The 16,156-nt window shown below is 69.6% G+C and carries 16 protein-coding genes and 1 riboswitch; of the genes, 6 read left to right on the top strand and 10 right to left on the bottom strand.

All coding sequences use genetic code 11. From position 1 onward, the window contains the following. Positions 1-28: 28 nt before the first annotated feature. Entirely contained in the window at positions 29-2,698 is a 2,670-nt protein-coding gene (gene lanKC, locus ABH927_RS31830; RefSeq protein WP_370027757.1) for a class III lanthionine synthetase LanKC, read from the top strand. Between the two features lie 16 nt (positions 2,699-2,714). Here the strand turns inward: lanKC and ABH927_RS31825 are convergent, their stop codons facing one another. Further along, on the bottom strand, positions 2,715-3,368 hold the full coding sequence (locus ABH927_RS31825) for a LuxR C-terminal-related transcriptional regulator (protein ID WP_370027756.1): 654 nt from the start codon (positions 3,366-3,368) through the stop codon (positions 2,715-2,717). Between the two features lie 143 nt (positions 3,369-3,511). On the opposite strand from ABH927_RS31825, the gene ABH927_RS31820 reads away from it, so the two are divergent. Beyond that, positions 3,512-4,816: an RIP metalloprotease gene (locus ABH927_RS31820; RefSeq protein ID WP_370027754.1), complete on the top strand. Its 1,305-nt coding sequence runs from the start codon at positions 3,512-3,514 to the stop codon at positions 4,814-4,816. Positions 4,817-4,864: 48 nt separating this feature from the next. Here the strand turns inward: ABH927_RS31820 and ABH927_RS31815 are convergent, their stop codons facing one another. The 4 genes from ABH927_RS31815 to ABH927_RS31800 form a co-directional block, all read right to left on the bottom strand. Further along, positions 4,865-5,374: a DinB family protein gene (locus ABH927_RS31815; protein WP_370027752.1), complete on the bottom strand. Its 510-nt coding sequence runs from the start codon at positions 5,372-5,374 to the stop codon at positions 4,865-4,867. 152 nt (positions 5,375-5,526) lie between these two features. Beyond that, positions 5,527-6,438: a coiled-coil domain-containing protein gene (locus tag ABH927_RS31810; protein ID WP_370027750.1), complete on the bottom strand. Its 912-nt coding sequence runs from the start codon at positions 6,436-6,438 to the stop codon at positions 5,527-5,529. A 37-nt stretch (positions 6,439-6,475) separates the two neighbouring features. Further along, a riboswitch (cyclic di-AMP (ydaO/yuaA leader) is annotated at positions 6,476-6,612 on the bottom strand. Between the two features lie 71 nt (positions 6,613-6,683). After that, positions 6,684-7,742 carry a galactose-1-phosphate uridylyltransferase gene (gene galT / locus ABH927_RS31805; protein WP_370027748.1) on the bottom strand — a complete coding sequence of 353 codons (1,059 nt, stop codon included), beginning with the start codon at positions 7,740-7,742 and terminating at the stop codon, positions 6,684-6,686. Beyond that, positions 7,739-8,545, bottom strand: coding sequence for a DeoR/GlpR family DNA-binding transcription regulator (locus ABH927_RS31800; protein WP_370027746.1), 807 nt, complete (start codon positions 8,543-8,545; stop codon positions 7,739-7,741). The genes galT and ABH927_RS31800 overlap by 4 nt, the downstream gene beginning before the upstream one ends. A gap of 158 nt (positions 8,546-8,703) precedes the next feature. Here ABH927_RS31800 and ABH927_RS31795 point away from each other — a divergent pair, with 158 nt between their 5' ends. Beyond that, positions 8,704-8,781, top strand: coding sequence for a 50S ribosomal protein bL37 (locus tag ABH927_RS31795; protein WP_370027834.1), 78 nt, complete (start codon positions 8,704-8,706; stop codon positions 8,779-8,781). Between the two features lie 51 nt (positions 8,782-8,832). On the opposite strand, the gene ABH927_RS31790 is transcribed toward ABH927_RS31795, so the two are convergent. From ABH927_RS31790 to ABH927_RS31780, 3 genes are all read right to left on the bottom strand, one after another. Beyond that, positions 8,833-9,405 (bottom strand): TIGR03086 family metal-binding protein, encoded by a 573-nt coding sequence (locus ABH927_RS31790; RefSeq protein ID WP_370027744.1) that lies wholly within the window; start codon positions 9,403-9,405, stop codon positions 8,833-8,835. Positions 9,406-9,492: 87 nt separating this feature from the next. Then, on the bottom strand, positions 9,493-11,226 hold the full coding sequence (locus ABH927_RS31785; protein ID WP_370027742.1) for a SpoIIE family protein phosphatase: 1,734 nt from the start codon (positions 11,224-11,226) through the stop codon (positions 9,493-9,495). A gap of 129 nt (positions 11,227-11,355) precedes the next feature. Beyond that, positions 11,356-12,714 (bottom strand): TrpB-like pyridoxal phosphate-dependent enzyme, encoded by a 1,359-nt coding sequence (locus tag ABH927_RS31780; protein ID WP_370027740.1) that lies wholly within the window; start codon positions 12,712-12,714, stop codon positions 11,356-11,358. A gap of 188 nt (positions 12,715-12,902) precedes the next feature. On the opposite strand from ABH927_RS31780, the gene ABH927_RS31775 reads away from it, so the two are divergent. Then, positions 12,903-13,295: a VOC family protein gene (locus ABH927_RS31775; protein ID WP_370027739.1), complete on the top strand. Its 393-nt coding sequence runs from the start codon at positions 12,903-12,905 to the stop codon at positions 13,293-13,295. Positions 13,296-13,377: 82 nt separating this feature from the next. Continuing rightward, a complete protein-coding gene (locus ABH927_RS31770; RefSeq protein WP_370027737.1) occupies positions 13,378-13,698 on the top strand; it encodes a hypothetical protein in 321 nt (106 codons plus the stop codon). 217 nt (positions 13,699-13,915) lie between these two features. On the opposite strand, the gene ABH927_RS31765 is transcribed toward ABH927_RS31770, so the two are convergent. Both ABH927_RS31765 and ABH927_RS31760 read right to left on the bottom strand, forming a co-directional pair. Further along, positions 13,916-14,356, bottom strand: a complete 441-nt coding sequence (locus ABH927_RS31765) for a hypothetical protein (protein ID WP_370027735.1) — start codon at positions 14,354-14,356, stop codon at positions 13,916-13,918. A gap of 376 nt (positions 14,357-14,732) precedes the next feature. Next, positions 14,733-15,395: a DMT family transporter gene (locus ABH927_RS31760; RefSeq protein WP_370027733.1), complete on the bottom strand. Its 663-nt coding sequence runs from the start codon at positions 15,393-15,395 to the stop codon at positions 14,733-14,735. Between ABH927_RS31760 and ABH927_RS31755 the strand changes: the two genes are divergently transcribed. Further along, on the top strand, positions 15,337-15,666 hold the full coding sequence (locus tag ABH927_RS31755; protein ID WP_370027732.1) for a bifunctional DNA primase/polymerase: 330 nt from the start codon (positions 15,337-15,339) through the stop codon (positions 15,664-15,666). The two genes, ABH927_RS31760 and ABH927_RS31755, sit on opposite strands and share 59 nt — an antisense overlap. Positions 15,667-16,156 lie beyond the last annotated feature (490 nt).

Here is a 16,156-nt window from a genome sequence, read left to right as displayed (position 1 = left end):
ACTCCATGTGATGTCTCATGCGCGTATCGTGGTCGAGGTCACTGGCCGCGCGCACGCGAGCCTGACATCGTCGGTACGGCCGTCGCCGGGCGGCCGGAGAGAGGCGGAACACGTGGAGAAGCGGTACGAGCTTTACTGTCGCACCGACCCGGCCTTCTACGACTCGCCCTTGGAGGGCCTCGACGGGCCGGGGCCGGACTGCGGCCCAGAAGAAGACTTCGAGCTCGGCCGGCGTGCCGTACCGGCCGGATGGGCGCGGACGCGGCGGGCCGACTGGGTGGTCTACCGTCCGGTCGCCGGATCGCCGCCCGACCAGGGGTGGAAGATCCACGTCTCCGCCACCATGGACAACGCGGCGGCCGTCCTGGAGAAGGCCGGGGCCTACTGCCTGGAGCGCGGGCTCGCCTTCAAGTTCCTCCGGGCCCTGCCGGTCCTCCACCTGCACAACGCCAAGTACGCCGACCGCCGATCGAGCGGGAAGTTCATCGCCGTCTACCCGGCTGACGAGGCGGAACTGGAGACGACGCTGCGCGAGCTGGGCGAGATGCTCGACGGGGAGCCCGGCCCCGCCGTCCTCAGCGACCTGAGGTACGGCAGGGGCCCGCTGCACGTCCGCTACGGGGGCATCGCCGAGCGCCACCGTGTCACCGAGGACGGGCGGATCGAGCCCGCCATCGCCGCTCCGGACGGCACCCTCGTCCCCGACCGCCGCGACTCCTCCTTCACGCCGCCGCCGTGGGTGACGATCCCCTCCTTCCTCCGCCCGCATCTGGCCGCGCAGGAGAGGCCGCTCGACCTGCCCTATCGCGTCGAGAGCGTCCTGCACCGGACGAACGGCGGCACGGTCCACCTGGCGACCGATCCCCGTACGGGGGAGCGGGTCGTGCTCAAGGAGGCGCGGCCCCACGCCGGTCTGGACGCGTGCGGAGCCGACGCGGTCACCCGTCTGGCGCGGGAGCGGGACGCGCTCGAACGGCTGGCCGGCCTCGGCGTGGCCCCGGAGATCAAGGCGCACTTCACCGTGGGCGAGCACCACTACCTCGCGATGGAGCTCGTCCCCGGAGAGCCGCTCAGCAGCGCGTTCGGTGCTCGCTATCCCCTGGGCGGCGCTCTGGAGGCCGACTGGGAGGCCCGCCTCGGACGCCATGCCGACTGGGTGGCCGAGATCTGCGCCAAGACGGAGGACGCCGTCACCAAGATTCACATGAACGGCCTCGTCTTCGGCGGGCTGGACATGTCGACGATCATGATCCGTCCGGACGGCGGCGTCACGCTGATCGACTTCGAGACCGCCCGGCCGGTCATGGAGGCGGGCGGCGCGGGCCTCGCCGGCCCGGGGTTCGCGGCGCCGCCCGGCGTCACCGGCTTCGACATCGACCGGTACGCGCTGGCCTGCCTGCGGTTCGCGCTCTTCCTCCCGATCACCGAGCTGTTCGCGCTGGACCGGGGCAAGGCCGCCGAGCTCGCCGAGGTGATCCGCCAGTGCTTTCCGGTCGGCGAGGGCTTCCTCCGGCCGGCGGTACGGATCGCCGGTGGGGGCGAGAGCCGTAGGAGCCCCGCGATGGTCACCTGGCGGCAGATGAGGGCCTCCATGACGGAGGCGATCCTGGCCTCCGCCACCCCCGAGCGCGACGACCGCCTCTTCCCCGGCGACATCGCCCAGTTCGACGGCGGCGGCCTGGGGCTGGCCCACGGAGCGGCGGGCGTGCTCTACGCGCTGCACGTCACCGGGGCGGGCCGCTTCCCCGACCACGAGCAGTGGCTGCTGGAGCGGGCGCGGGCGCTCGGCGGCCGCGCGTCCGAGGGCCCCCGGATCGGCTTCTACGACGGCCTGCACGGCGTCGCCCACACCCTGGCGCACCTCGGCCACCACCAGGCCGCCCTGGAGGTCCTCGACATCGCCGGGAGGCGGCGCCATCTCAGCCTCGGCACCGACCTGTACGGCGGGCTCTCCGGGATCGGGCTCAACCAGGTCTACTTCGGCGACCTGCGTGAGGCCCTCGACACGGCCGCCCTGGTGGTCGACCGGCTGCCCCGCCGGGTGGCCGGCATCAGCGGCGGCGCCGTGCCGTACGCCGGTCTGATGTACGGCTCGTCCGGGCCGGCCCTGCTGTTCCTCCGGCTCTACGAGAAGACGGGCGACGTCCAGTGGCTCGACCACGCGGAGACGGCCCTCCGGCAGGACCTGCGCCGCTGCGTCGTCCAGACCGACGGCTCCCTCCAGGTCAACGAGGGCTGGCGGACCACGCCCTACCTCGACCGGGGCAGCGTGGGGATCTGCTGGGTGCTCGGCGAGCTCCTCCACTACCGGGCCGATCCCGAGCTGACGGCCGCCCGGGAGCGGCTGGACAGGGCCGCCCGGTCGCACTTCTACCTCCAGTCCGGCCTGTTCTCCGGCCGGGCCGGGATCCTCGCGTACCTGTGCAGGGACCGGGCCGGCGGCTGGGGGCGGGAGGACCCGGAGGCCGCCCGGCAGCTCGCGGCCCTGTCGTGGCACGCGGTCGGTTACCAAGGCCATCTGGCCTTTCCCGGCGAGCGGCTGCTGCGCCTGTCCATGGACCTCGCCACCGGCACGGCCGGGGTGCTGCTGGCGGTGGGCGCGGCCCTGCACGGAGAGCCGGTGCGGCTGCCGTTCCTCGGCGGCGCCATGCCGGCGCTCAACCTCGGCGAGCCGGGCCGGTCGCGTGTGGAGGTCTAGCGACTGGATCCAGTCCCTAGAGCCAGCCCGCGTCGGTGGCGATCCGGACGGCGTCGACGCGGCTGCGGGCGCCCGTCTTGCACAGGATCCGGGACAGGTGGTTGCGGACCGTGCCGACCGAGAGGAAGAGCTGGTCGGCGATCTCCTTGGACCGCGCTCCGCCCGCCGCGATCCGCAGGACGTCGAGCTCGCGGGGGGTCAGCGGGTTGTCCGCGGCCTCCAGCGCGGCGACCGCCAGGTCCGAGTCGACCACCCGGCGTCCCGCGCTGATCCGGCGGATGCCGTCGGCGAGTTGCTCCGGCGCCACCTGGATGCTCATGTAGCCGAGCACCCCGGCCGCGAAGGCCCGCCTCACGTGCCCCGGGTTGGGCTGGCCCGAGAGGATCATCACCCGGCAGCGGGGCACCTTCTCGCCCAGCCGCGCGGCGGCGCTCAGCCCGTCCACCCCGGGCAGATCGACGTCGATCACCGCGGCGTCGGGGCGGACGTCGAGCGCGGCCGGGACGATGTCCTCCCCCGAGCCGACGTCTGCCACCACCTCGAGATCGCTCTCGCTGTCGAGCGAGGCCACGAGGCCTCTCCGCACCAACGGAAGGTGCTCGGCAACCAGGATCCGGATCAAGGCGCTCCCCTCAGGACGGTCTCTCACAGGGTGATCGACCGGATGCATAGTGTCAACGAAGTGTCCCTATTCGGTCAACCCCTCGCAAGCCGAACCGTCCGCGGAACCGGGCCGCCCGGGAGCGCAGTGGGCTACCCTCGAAGGGTGCGACGTCTGGCAGGGCACTTTCTCCGACTCGGGGGTACGCGCTGATGAGCTGGCTCTCCGCGGCCGGGTTCGTGGTTCTGTTCGTCGGGTTGCTGGTCTCCATCGCGCTGCACGAGATCGGCCACCTGGTCCCGGCCAAGCTCTTCGGGGTCCGGGTCACGCAGTACATGGTCGGCTTCGGCCCCACGGTGTGGTCCCGCAGGCGCGGGGACACGGAGTACGGCCTGAAGTGGATCCCCCTCGGGGGCTACATCCGGATGATCGGCATGCTGCCGCCCCGCCCGAACGACGACCCCACCAAGCTGCGCAGCGTCTCCACCGGCCCGTGGCAGGGGCTCATCGAGAACGCCAGGGCCGTCGCCTCCGAGGAGATCAAGCCCGGTGACCAGGGCCGGGTCTTCTACCGCAAGCCGTGGTGGCAGAAGGTCATCATCATGTTCGGCGGGCCGGCGATGAACTTCGTCCTCGCCTTCGTGCTGTTCGCCATCGTGATCATGGGCTTTGGGATCCAGGTGCTCAAGCCGACCGTGTCCTCGGTGTCGAAGTGCGTGATCCCCGCCGCCCAGGCGGACAAGCGCGAGTGCCGGCCCAGCGATCCGCTCACCCCCGCCGCCAAGGCCGGCCTGCGTCCCGGCGACCGCATCACGTCGGTCGCGGGAACCCCGGTGAGCTCGTGGGAGGAGGCGACCCGGCTCATCCGGGCGCACGGCGCGGGGACGACCGCCTTGGGCGTCGACCGCGCGAGCGAGCACATGACCGTCAACGTCGACCTGATCGCCCAGGACCGGCCCGCGCTCGACGACCCCGCGAAGATCGACAAGAACGTCGGCTTCCTGGGCGTGGCGCCCACCGCCGTCATCGAGAAGCAGGGCCCGGGCTACGTCGTGGGCCAGATGTGGGACCTCACCAAGCGCACCGCGGCGTCGATGGTGAACATCCCGAAGAAGATGGTGGGCGTCTGGCAGGCCGCGTTCTCCGGGGAGAAGCGCGACCCCAACGGCCCGATCGGCATCGTCGGCGCGGGCCGGATCGGCGGTGAGATCGCCGCGTCGGAGCTCTCCCCGGAGAACAAGATCATCTTCTTCATCAATCTGCTGGCCGGGCTGAACCTCGCGGTGGGCATGTTCAACCTCATCCCGCTGCTGCCGCTCGACGGCGGCCACATCGCGGGCGGCCTCTGGGAGGGCCTCAAGCGCGTCTTCGCCCGCGTGCGGCGGCGGCCCATGCCGGGCTACGTGGACGTCGCTAAGGCGCTGCCCCTCACGTACGCGATGGCCGCGCTCCTGCTGGTGATGGGCGGCCTGCTCATCTACGCCGACCTCGTCAACCCGGTCCGCATCTCCGGCTGATCTCCGGCTGATCTCGGGTGAGGCGGGTTGGCGGCGGTCGCCGTACGGCTATTCGCCGGTGACGCCGTCGATGCGCTCGCGGAGGATGTCCGCGTGGCCGTTGTGCCGGGCGTACTCCTCGATCATGTGGACGAGGATCCAGCGGAGCGAGTAGCGCACGCCCTCGCGCTCCCGCTTGGCGAGCGTGTCGAGGTCGGGGCACGCGGCGGCGGCCGCCCGGGCGCCGTCCACCTCGGCCCGCCACGTCGCGAACGCCTCCTCGGCGGAGGCTGTGCCGACGTTGTCGAACTCGCCGTCCGGGTCGTCCTCGTTGAAGTAGATGAAGTCGAGGTCCTCGCCGTTCAAGCGCCTGCGGAACCAGCTGCGCTCCACGTCGGCCATGTGGCGGACCAGGCCCAGCAGCGACAGGGTGGAGGGCGGCGCGGAGCGCAGGCGGAGCTGCTCCTCGGTCAGGCCGGCGCACTTGACGGCGAGTGTCTCGCGGTGCCAGTCGAGCCACGAGGTGAGCATCTCCCGCTCGTCCGCGACCGGGGGCGGGTCGATCCGTGTGTCAGTCATTCACGGCATCCTGCCCGAACACCTGATCGATGTCACATTGTTTCTCATGTGATCACGCGGGTGTGCGGGCCGCGGGGGCGGGGCGCGCACACCCGCGTGATCGTGGGGTGGGACGGATGGCTTCGGAGACCGCCGGCTCTGGGAGATCGGGGTCAGTACATGGAGATGTGCACGTGGTCGTAGTGGTTGGCGGTGATCCCGCCCCGGTCGGACATGGGCCGCCAGCCAGGGCTGCCGAGATTGTAGATCCGCTGCTTCCAGATCACGTACATCACGCCGAGCTTGGGGCCGTTCTTGATGGCCCAGGCGGCGATGGTGTCGCCCAGTGCCTTCATGTCCGCGGACGGCATCATGCCGCCCGAGCTCATCATGAAGTCGCAGGCGCGGCCCAGCGGGTGCTCGCCGCTGCTCTCGCCGCGGTAGCAGCCGACCGTGTACTTCAGCGCGAAGTGCTTCTCGACCTCCGCCCGCATGAGCCGCATGCGGGGCGTGATGTTGTCGGCGCCGACGGGCAACTCGGGAGCCCAGGAGCCGTTGGCCAGCCGGTCCGGCGCGATCGGGATGAGCTGCGCGAGGTTGTCCTTGATCTGCCCGATGAGCTTCTCGGCGTCCTCGCGCTGCCCGGCGACCTTGTCCGACTGCGACTTGAGCTGCGTGGTCAGCGCCGCGGCGGCGTCGGCCGCCCGCTGGCGATCGGTGCGGACCTGGGCGAACCGGCTCACCGCCGCGGCCTGCTCCGCCTGTAGTTGGTCCACCACCGCCGACGCCGCCGGGTCGGGCGGCGCCATGAACGCGGTGCTCGTCTGGTAGCGGAGCCCGGCGATCTGCGCCACCTGCCGCTGCGCGGTGGCGTAGTCGGCCTGGGCTGTTGCGAGCCGATCGCGGGCGGTCTTCTCCGTTTGCCGGGCCTTCGCCAGCTCGACCCGGGTGGCGTTGTAGTCGGCGATCAGACCGTTGACCTGCTTCTCCAGTGCCGCGAGCTGCTTCTTGAGCCGGCCCTCGCTGGGCTTGGGGGCGGCGTTGCCGGCGGAAGCCGTACCGAGAACGAGCAGGACGGCCGTCACCGCAGCGGCGACCAGGGGGAATGCGCGGGGCAGAGCCCACTCCTCTCCATCTGCCGGCCGGGTTAGCTGACGGGTTCGGGCTGGAGGAGCCCGGGCACACGCGTGCCTTCACCCCGGGATCTAATGGGTCCCCGGCTCCCGGGCGAGGCGCCCGGGATTAGGCGCACCGGCTGTGTCAGCCGGTGCAAGGGATAGTAGTGGTAAAGAATGGGCTCTAGCCAGTCCAAGTCGCAATCAATCAGAGATCAACTCGTTACCGATTCCCGGAGCATCCGGGCCGCCTCCTCCGGGAGCACGTCGTTGACGAAGGCGCCCATCGCCGACTCCGAACCCGCCAGATACTTCAGCTTGTTCGCGGCCCGCCGGATGCTGAAGAGCTGAAGGTGGAGATAGGCCAGGTCGCGCCCGTGGGAGACCGGCGCCTGGTGCCAGGCCGCGACGTACGGCATGGCGACCCCGAACAGCCCGTCCAGGCGGCGCAGCACGTCCGTGTAGAGCGGCCCGAAGGCGGAGCGCTCCTCGGCGGACAGCCCGGGGATGTCCGGAACCCGCCGGTGCGGGTAGAGGTGGACCTCGAACGGGTAGCGGGCGGCGGCCGGGACGAACGCGGTCCAGTGCTCGTTGGAGGCCACCACGCGCGGCCCCTTCCGCTCGGCGGCCAGGACGTCGGCGAACAGGTTGCCCCCCTGGTGCCGGGCGGCGGCCTCGAGCATCTGCCGCGTCCGGGGCGTGACATAGGGGTAGGCGTAGATCTGGCCGTGAGGGTGGGGGAGCGTGATGCCGATCTCGGCCCCGCGGTTCTCGAAGCAGAAGACCTGCTCCACACCGGGCAGCGCCGACAGCTCCGACGTGCGGTCGGCCCAGGCCTCCATGACGAGCTCGACCTGGTCGTCGCTCAGCGAGCTGAAGGAGGCGTCGTGGACCGGGGTGAAGCAGACGACCTCGCAGCGCCCGATCCCCGGCCGCACCTGGCTGAGACCGCCGACCTCCTCGTACTCCCCGATGTTGAAGCTGAACGACGGGAAGCGGTTCTCGAACACCGCGACGTCGTACAAGGAAGGGATCTCCGAGCCGGGGTGGGCCGGGCACAGCGGGCACTCGTCGGCCGACGGGAGGTGGGTCCGGGTCTGCCGGTGCCTCGCGACGGCCACCCACTCGTCCATCAGCGGGTCGTAGCGCAGCTCGGACGCCAGCGGCCGGGGAGGCAGGTCACGCGTGTCGATCGCGCTGTGGTCGGCGTCGTCCCTCCGATCGAAGTAGAGCAGCTCCCGGCCATCGGCGAGATGAGTGATCGTGCGCTTCACAGTGCCGCTGCCTCCAGCTCGGCGTGCGTGGACGGTTCCGCGAGCAGGAGCGTTCCCACGTGATCGGACAGCTCCGCCCGGGCCTCCTCGGAGAGGCCGGTGTCGCTGACCAGCACGTGGGCCTGCTCCAGGTCGGCGATGGTGCTGATGCCGACCGTGCCCCACTTGGTGTGGTCGGCCAGCACGACGAGCTGCTGCGCGGCGGCGACGAGCTCGCGGTTGGTCTCCGCTTCGAGCAGGTTCGGCGTGGTGAAGCCCGCCCTGGAGCTCATCCCGTGGACGCCCAGCATCAGCGTGTCGACGTTCAGGGAGCGGACGGCGGCGACGGCCACCGGGCCGACCAGCGCGTCCGACGGCGTGCGGACGCCGCCGATCAGCACAACGGTCTGGTCGGACCTGGCCGCCCGGTGGAAGACGTCGGCCACCTGCACCGAGTTGGTGATGACGGTCAGCTCCGGCACGTCCACGAGGTGGTGGGCGAGGGTCCAGGTCGTGGTGCCGGCCGAGAGCGCCACCGCGGTGCCGGGCCGTACGAGCTCGGCGGCTCTCCGGGCGATGGCCTCCTTCTCGGGCTGTTGCCGCATCGACTTGGCGGCGAAGCCGGGCTCCTCCGTGGAGCCCGTGCCGGCGGCGGTGGCCCCGCCGTGGACCTTCTCCACCAGCCCCCGGTCGGCCAGCACCTCCAGATCCCGCCGTATCGTCATGTCGGAGACCCCGAGATCGCGCACGAGCTCGGCGACGCGCACGCCGCCCGTCCTGCGGACCCGCTCCAAGATCGCCTGCTGCCTTTGCTGGGCCAGCATCACCGCTCCTATCAACAGATTCAAACAAATTATGCCACCTTGCCAACGGTGAAATGTTGAATCTTGGTGACGGGAGATGCACGGAAGGCCTAGGCAACCCGTTAGCCCTGGAGGACAGTGGAAAGCGGAGCCGTACGACGGCGGAAAGGCGGTCGGCGATGGGGAAGCGGGCACGCAAGTCCAAGGCACGCAAGAAGAAGAAGGCGAACCACGGCAAGCGGCCCACTGGGCGCTAGCCTTCCGGCGGGCCTGCGGAGGCCTGCGCGCTAGCCTTCCGGTGGGCCTGTCTACCAGTTCCTTCTGCCCCAGGCGGCGAGCAGCCGGGTCTGCGCGTCGGCGTCGGCCGGCACGTCCCGGTGGTCCCCGATCACTCCCGCCTGGCGGTAGCCCTCCTGCGCCTCGGCGAACCACTCGGCGCACGCCTCGACCAGCTCGGGGTCGAGCCGCTCCGGCCCGCCGATCGCCCGGGCCAGGTCCCACGTGTGGATCAAGGCGTCCGCGAACAGCTCACTGATGAAGTCCTCTCCCGGCACGTCGCCGAACGAAAGATGCGTCACGCTCGCCAGCGCGCCCTCGGCGTACACCGCCTGGACGGCGCCCTGCGCCGACGCCTCGAACGCCTTGATGGGGTCGTCGCCCAGCACGTCGCCGTCGTAGGCGTCGCCCACCTCGCCGACCGTCCGCCCGGCCAGCAGCTCCGGCGCCCACAAACTCTCGTTCACCATGTGATTGACCAGCGCCCGCACGTCCCAGTCCACACAAGGGGTCGGCAGCTCCCACTGGTCGTCCGCCACGAGGTGGAGCCGGTTCCCGAAGCCGTCCAACGCCCGGCGGTACGCCTCACGGATATCGATCATCATGTCCCTCCTCGCCCAGGAGCCTCCCTTCGACCGTAACTCTTCCCAATGATCAGGTCATACTCGGTCGCCGGCTTGGGAACGACGGGGTCAATGGAGGTTCTGCTCCACCCAGACGATCTTTCCGAACGTGGTGGGACGGGTGCCCCATCGGTAGGCGAACCGCTTGACGAGCTGGAGGCCTCGGCCGGTGTCCTCGTCGGAGGCCGCCGCTCGCGGGGCGGGGCTCACCGGCGAGCCGTCGGCGACCTCGCACACGAGCGTCCGGCCGCGCAGCAGCCGCAGCTCGATCGGCGGCCACCCGTGCTTGAGGGCGTTGGTGACGAGCTCGCTCACGATCAGCTCGGTGCTGTCGGACAGGGCGCCGAGCCGCCAGGACGCCAGCGTGGCCCGGACGAAGCGGCGGGCGTGCGCGACGAACCGGGGGTCGGCCGGCAACGGGCAGGAGGCCACCTCGTCGGGGTCCAGGTCCCGGACGCGGGCCAGCAGCAGCGCGATGTCGTCACGCTCGTGGCCGGGCCGCTGGCTGCTGATCGTGACGTCGCACATGTCCTCCAGGTCCTCGACCGGCCCGGCGAGCAGGCGGCGCAGCGCCATGATCCCGGCGTCGATGTCCCGCTCCCGGCTCTCCACCAGGCCGTCGGTGTAGAGGGCGAGGACGCTGCCGGCCGGAAGGACCAGTTCGCGCATCTCCAGCGGGTCGCTGCCGATGCCCAGGGGGAGCCCCGACGGCAGCTCGATGATTTCCGTGGAGCGGTCCGGGTGGATCAGCACGGGGGGAACGTGCCCGGCGCGGGCGAAGGCGCAGTTGCGCGTCACCGGATCGTAGACGGCGTAGACGCAGGTCGCGATCTGGGTCGGGTCGAGGTCCTGGCTCATCAGGTTGAGCCGGAAGAGCACCTCGTCGGGCGGCAGGTCGAGGCTCGCCAGCGTGCGCGCCGCCGTACGGAGCTGGCCCATGGTGGCGGCGGCCCGCGTGCCGTGGCCCATGACGTCGCCCACGACGAGGGCCGAGCGGCAGCCCGGCAGGGGGATCACGTCGTACCAGTCGCCGCCCACGCCCATCAGGTCACTGGCCGGTAGGTAGCGGGAGGCGATCTCCATACCCAGAGGCTGCGGCAGGTCGACGGGGAGCAGGCTGCTCTGCAGGGTCAGCGCGGTGCGCCGCTCACGGGTGTAGAGACGGGCGTTGTCCACGCACACGGCCGTCCGCGCGGCCATCTCCTCCGCGACCGCGACGTCCTGCACCTCGAACGGCTGGCTGCCCGGCCGCCGGCTGAACACCGCGCACCCGAGCACCCGGCCCCGGGCCTGGAGCGGCACGGCGAGAAAGGACGAGTCGGTGAGGAGATCGGCGACGGCGTCCTCGCGGTCGATGCTGGAGCCGATCAGCCGGGCGCTCTCCTTGTCGAGAACGGGGTACATCAGCGGCTTGCCGGTGGCCATGCACTGCGCGTGCGGAAGCATCGCCGGGTAGACCGTCACCTCGCCGACCGGGAAGACGCTCACCCAGGCGTCCGGGTCGTCGCTCGACACCGCCAGCGCCACCCGGCGCACGAGCGTGGTGCCGTCGACCGGCCGGGAGGGCAGCTCGCCGTCGATCATCAGCCGGTCCTGCACCATGACCGCGGCCACGTCGGCGAAGCGCGGAACGGTCACGTCCACGAGCTCGCGGCTGGTTTCCGCCAGGTCGAGCGTGCTGCCGATCCGGCGGCTGGCCTCGTTGAGGAACGCCAGCCGCTCATGCGCGGACTGGGCGCTGCTTCGACGCCATTCGACGCGGTTCCCGAGGGCGGGATCCTTGATGACGCAATTCCGGTTCAATCGACTACTCCGGCGGATAACGGTGCTGTTCCAGCATCGTATGGGAGGGGATACCTCGCATTTCTGAAATTCGGGGATGAGCCATGGTCGGCACGCGAGTCGTACGGCACCGCCTGCCGTACGGACGGGTCAGACGGCGGGCAGCCGGGCCAGGGCCTCGTCGATTCGCTGCTGCGGAAGCGCGAAGTCGTCGAGCTGTCCCGAAAGGTGGCGCTCGTAGGCCGGCAGGTCGAAGTGGCCGTGCCCGCAGACGGCGGTCAGGATGACCTTCTCCTCGCCCGTCTCCGCGCACCGGAGCGCTTCGGCGATCGTCTCGGCCAGCGCGTGGGTGGGCTCGGGAGCCGGCAGGACGCCCTCGGTCCTGGCGAAGCGGAGCCCGGCCTCGAAGCACTCGGTCTGGTTTCTCGCCACCGCCTCGATCATGCCCAGCTCGTAGATGTGAGACAGCAGCGGCGACATGCCGTGGTAACGGAGCCCGCCGGCGTGGATCGGGTCGGGCACGAACTCGTGTCCCAGGGTGTGCATCTTCAGCAGCGGCGTGAACCCCGCCGTGTCCCCGAAGTCGTACGCGTACGTGCCCCTGGTGAACGACGGGCACGCGGTGGGCTCGACGGCGCGAAGCACCGGCTCCATCCGCCCGGCCAGCTTCTCCCGGAGGAACGGGAAGACCAGCCCCGCGAAGTTGGAGCCGCCGCCGGTGCAGCCGATGATCAGGTCTGGGGTCTCGCCGAACGCGGCGAGCTGTTCCAGCGCCTCCTCGCCGATGACGGTCTGGTGCATCAGGACGTGGTTGAGCACCGAGCCCAGGGCGTACCGCGTGTCGCCGCGGGAGCCCGCGACCTCGACTGCCTCGCTGATCGCGATGCCGAGGGAGCCCGTGCAGGCCGGGTCGTCCGCCAGGATCTTGCTCCCCGACTGGGTGACCGCCGACGGGCTGGCGTGGACAGTGGCGCCGTAGACCTTCATCAGCGACCTGCGGTAGGGCTTCTGGTCATAGGAGGCCCGCACCATCCAGACCTCGCAGGCCAGGCCGTACTGCGCGCAGGCGAAGGCGAGCGCGGAGCCCCACTGCCCGGCGCCGGTCTCGGTCGTCAGCCTGCGGACGCCCTGCGCGGCGTTGTAGTACGCCTGGGGGACCGCGGTGTTCGGCTTGTGGGACCCGGACGGGCTGCCGCCCTCGTACTTGTAGTAGATCCTGGCGGGAGTGCCCAGGCTCTTCTCCAGGCGGCGGGCACGGATGAGCGGCGTCGGCCGCCACAGGCGGTACACGTCGAGGACGCTCTCCGGGATCGGCACGAAGCGCTCCTCGCTGACCTCCTGCCCGATCAGCTCCATGGGGAACAGCGGCGCCAGGTCGTCCGGCCCGACAGGCTGAAGCGTGGCCGGGTGCAGCGGCGGCGGGGGAGGCGACGGCAGGTCGGGGGTGATGTTGTACCAGTTCCGGGGGATCCGGGACTCGTCGAGAAGGACCCTCGTCGGCTCGCTCACGCGCCCTCCAATTCCGGCCTCGCCGCCTCCAGTCTCCGCGCTGACGCGCCGCCGCGGAAGAGGCTGTCCCGGCGATCGGAGACCGCGCGAGCCGCTGGACGTAGGTCCAATGCCCGATGTCCGGGAGTTCGTCTCATTTGTAGTGTCGGAAATGAAGGCCACTTCGGATCCGGCCACTGGGAGGTCCCGTGCCCGCGAAACTCGACCACACGATCGTCCACAGCACCGACCGCTTCGCCTCCGCGCGGTTCCTGACCGATCTGCTCGGAGCGCCGGAGCCCAAGGCGTTCGGCCCGTTCGCCGCCGTCCCGCTCGCCAACGGCGTAACCGTCGACTACGCCGACTCAATCGTCGCCCGGGACCGGATCGTCATGCAGCACCTGGCGTTCCTGGTCGAGGAGGACGAGTTCGACGAGATCTACGCCCGGATCACCGGGCGCGGCCTGCCCCACTGGGCCGACCCGGCCCATCGGCTGCCGCAGCAGATCAACCGTCGCCACCACGGCCGCGGCGTCTACGTGGACGACCCCGACGGCCACGCCCTCGAGTTCCTCACCCACCCGTACGTCACAGAGGAATGACGGGCGGCTTTTACGGTTCCGCTTTCTCATTCACTTGATGTGACCATTCGAAGGTGACCGGATCTTCGATCGGTGCGAAACCGTGAAACGCCTGCTGCTCGCCGGCGTGGTGGGGATCGTCCTTCCCGTCGGCCTCGTGGCGTGGGCGGTCCTGATGGCCACACTTTTCCCGGACTCGCCCCGATGCGGGCATTACACCGGGTGTCTGGTCTTCCTTGCCGACGCGTGGCTGATAGGGCGTTGGGTCGCGATCGTTCTAGCGTGGCCACTGCTGTATCTCATGCGAGTACGGCCGGCCTGGCCCGTCGCCCTTGTGGCCGCCCCGTTCCTGGTGGCGATCTGGCAACTTGCCGATGCCGTCTCGCCCTTGGCCCGGTCGAGCCCCTCACCCTCATCCTGCTGAGTGGCGTAATCGCCTACCCGTCCGCCGCCGCCGTCACGGTGCCGCAACTCGCCTGGCCATGGCGCGCCTTGCCTGTCGCCCTGATCCTCACGCTCTACCTGTTCGCCACCCTGTCCCCGGCCTGAACACCAGGGCCATGCGCGACCTGGCCACCCTCTGTGCTGGACCCCAGCCGTACTGCCCTCGTAGCTGTCCCTCGTGTAAACCGGGAAGTGTATCAAGCAGCTTCGTCGTCTCCACGAATATCACTGATATTATCGGCCTTGCGTGCAAGGGTCAGCCACCGCCGAGCAATATTTAATACCAGGACGGCTGTCACTACATTGATCACTCCAATTACTAGATTGATGGCGATACCGAGAGTGTCCGAGATAATGTCAGCGATCCAGAATGGCCCAGCAGTAACCATGGTTGCGAGAGCGTTGAGTGCTGTGACACGGAGAATCGCAACCAACAAAACGCGGTTCAGTTTTTCAGGATGATCTGCTAGATGCTTGGCCTCGCGCCTCTCCGCTGCTCCACGAATTTGCGCTTCTTCTCGACGCCTCGCACTGTATCGCCGGGCGGTCCGCTGAAGCAGAGGAGTTAAAACATTGACGAGTATCCCGACGGGAACAGATAAAGCCAGTCCGAGCCAAAATCCGGTGTTGCCCTCCACCTAGCAGACCCCTTCGTACGCTCGTATCCCCCCGAGCACGACAGACAGATCATAAGCCGCGGGGAAGGCGTTGGAGGCTGAGTCCCTAGCACGCCACTGCCGCTCACGCGATGCGCCGTCCCATTTCTCTTGTGCAGGCGCCGCCCTTCGAGGGACGGCGGGACGGGACCGAATACGTGCGGGTGACCGCCGTTGCGCAGGTAGCCCACTCCCAACAGCCTTGGTGCATAGGGGGGTCGACCCCCCGAATGTTGCGGCCTTCCCACCCATCTCCCAGGGACATTCTCCACGCGGTGTCCGCGACGCTTTCCCCGGCCTTTGCGAGGTTTTCCGCAGGTCAGCGACGGCGTGGGGACACGGGGGACACCGGGGACAGCTAGGTGAGTTCCTGCGGGCCTCTCGCCCTCTGCGGCAGTCTGGTCACAGCGATACCCGACAAAACGACGATCGTCCCCAGAAGCGCCAAACGACTCGGGGACTCTTCAAGAACGAGCCAGCCAAGGACCACGGCCACTGCGGGAAGCACGTAGGTAACCGTGGAGGCGATCACAGACCCGTCATCTTGAATGATCCGGTAGTTGAGAACATACGCGGCCCCCGTACCGAGAACGCCGAGCACCGTGATCGCCACCAACGACGTTGGCTGTGGATTGATCGGCTCCAACCCGCCGAAAGGAAGCAGTACGAACAAGAGCCCAGAGGCCGCGCTGAGCTGGCTCGCCGACAGGACCATGGGTGAAAGGCCGCGTTTGGCAAGGAATCGGTCCATGTAGATGTAGCTGATCGCGTAAAAGATCGACGCTGCCAAGCAGGCCAGACCTCCCCACGTGAAGACCTGATTGGCGGAGGACCACGGCGAGAAGATCAGCAGCGTTCCCGCGAAACCGAGTAGGAGCCCGATGACGCGCGGCGCGGTAAGCGTCCGATCGTGGCCCACAAGGTAGGCCAGCAGAATCGTCCACAGTGGCGTGGTGCAGTTGATGATGCCGGCGACCGCCGACGGAACGGTCTGCTCCCCACCGCGAACAGCAGGCGTCAACGACGGCGCCGACGTGCTGGCCGTGCTCTGCGAACAGGCCGGTCAGCCGTTGCCGTTCGACACCTTCACCGTGCGCACCCGGCGCGGCGGACTGCACCTGTACTTCACCGCCCCCATCGGCGGGCCGGTCCTGGGTAACACCCAAGGCTCACGCGGCGGGCTCGGCTGGCTGATCGACACCCGCGCCCACGGCGGCTACGTCGTCGGCCCCGGCAGCGTCGTGGACCTGCCAGACGGCACCGGCCCTTACGAGGTGATCCGCGCCGGGTAGGCCGCGCCCCTGCCCGACTGGCTGGCCGAAGGGCTCGCGCCCGCACCACTGCCGCCGCAACGTCCCATCACGGTGCCGCTGGCCACGACCGACCGGCGTGGCTCCTACATACGCGCCGCCGTCCTGGCCGAACTGGAACGGGTCACCACCTCACCGCCGCAGGCCACAACGTCGCCCTTCTGCTCTCCGACAACGGCTTACCGCTCGAAGAGATCGCCCGCCTGGTTGGGCACAGCAGTACGGCGACGACCGAAGCGGTTTACCGGAAGCAGATCCGTCCTGTAGTCCAGTCCGGGGTCATGGCCATGGACCGCATCTTCGGGGCTCCCAAGGAGTCATAGTCAAGCAGAAGGCCCCATCCGGTTCGGATGGGGCCTTTGAGCTGGTCGGGGCGACAGTGTTCTGGTTCAGGACATAGGAAACGGGTGTCTCGAGACATAGGAAACCCCGGTGGAGCATGTCTCCAGAGATAGGAAACACGGGGAGTTAG

Source organism: Planotetraspora sp. GP83, from assembly GCF_041262585.1.
Lineage (GTDB): Bacteria > Actinomycetota > Actinomycetes > Streptosporangiales > Streptosporangiaceae > JAOEGB01.
This window is presented reverse-complemented; position numbering and strand designations above follow the sequence as displayed.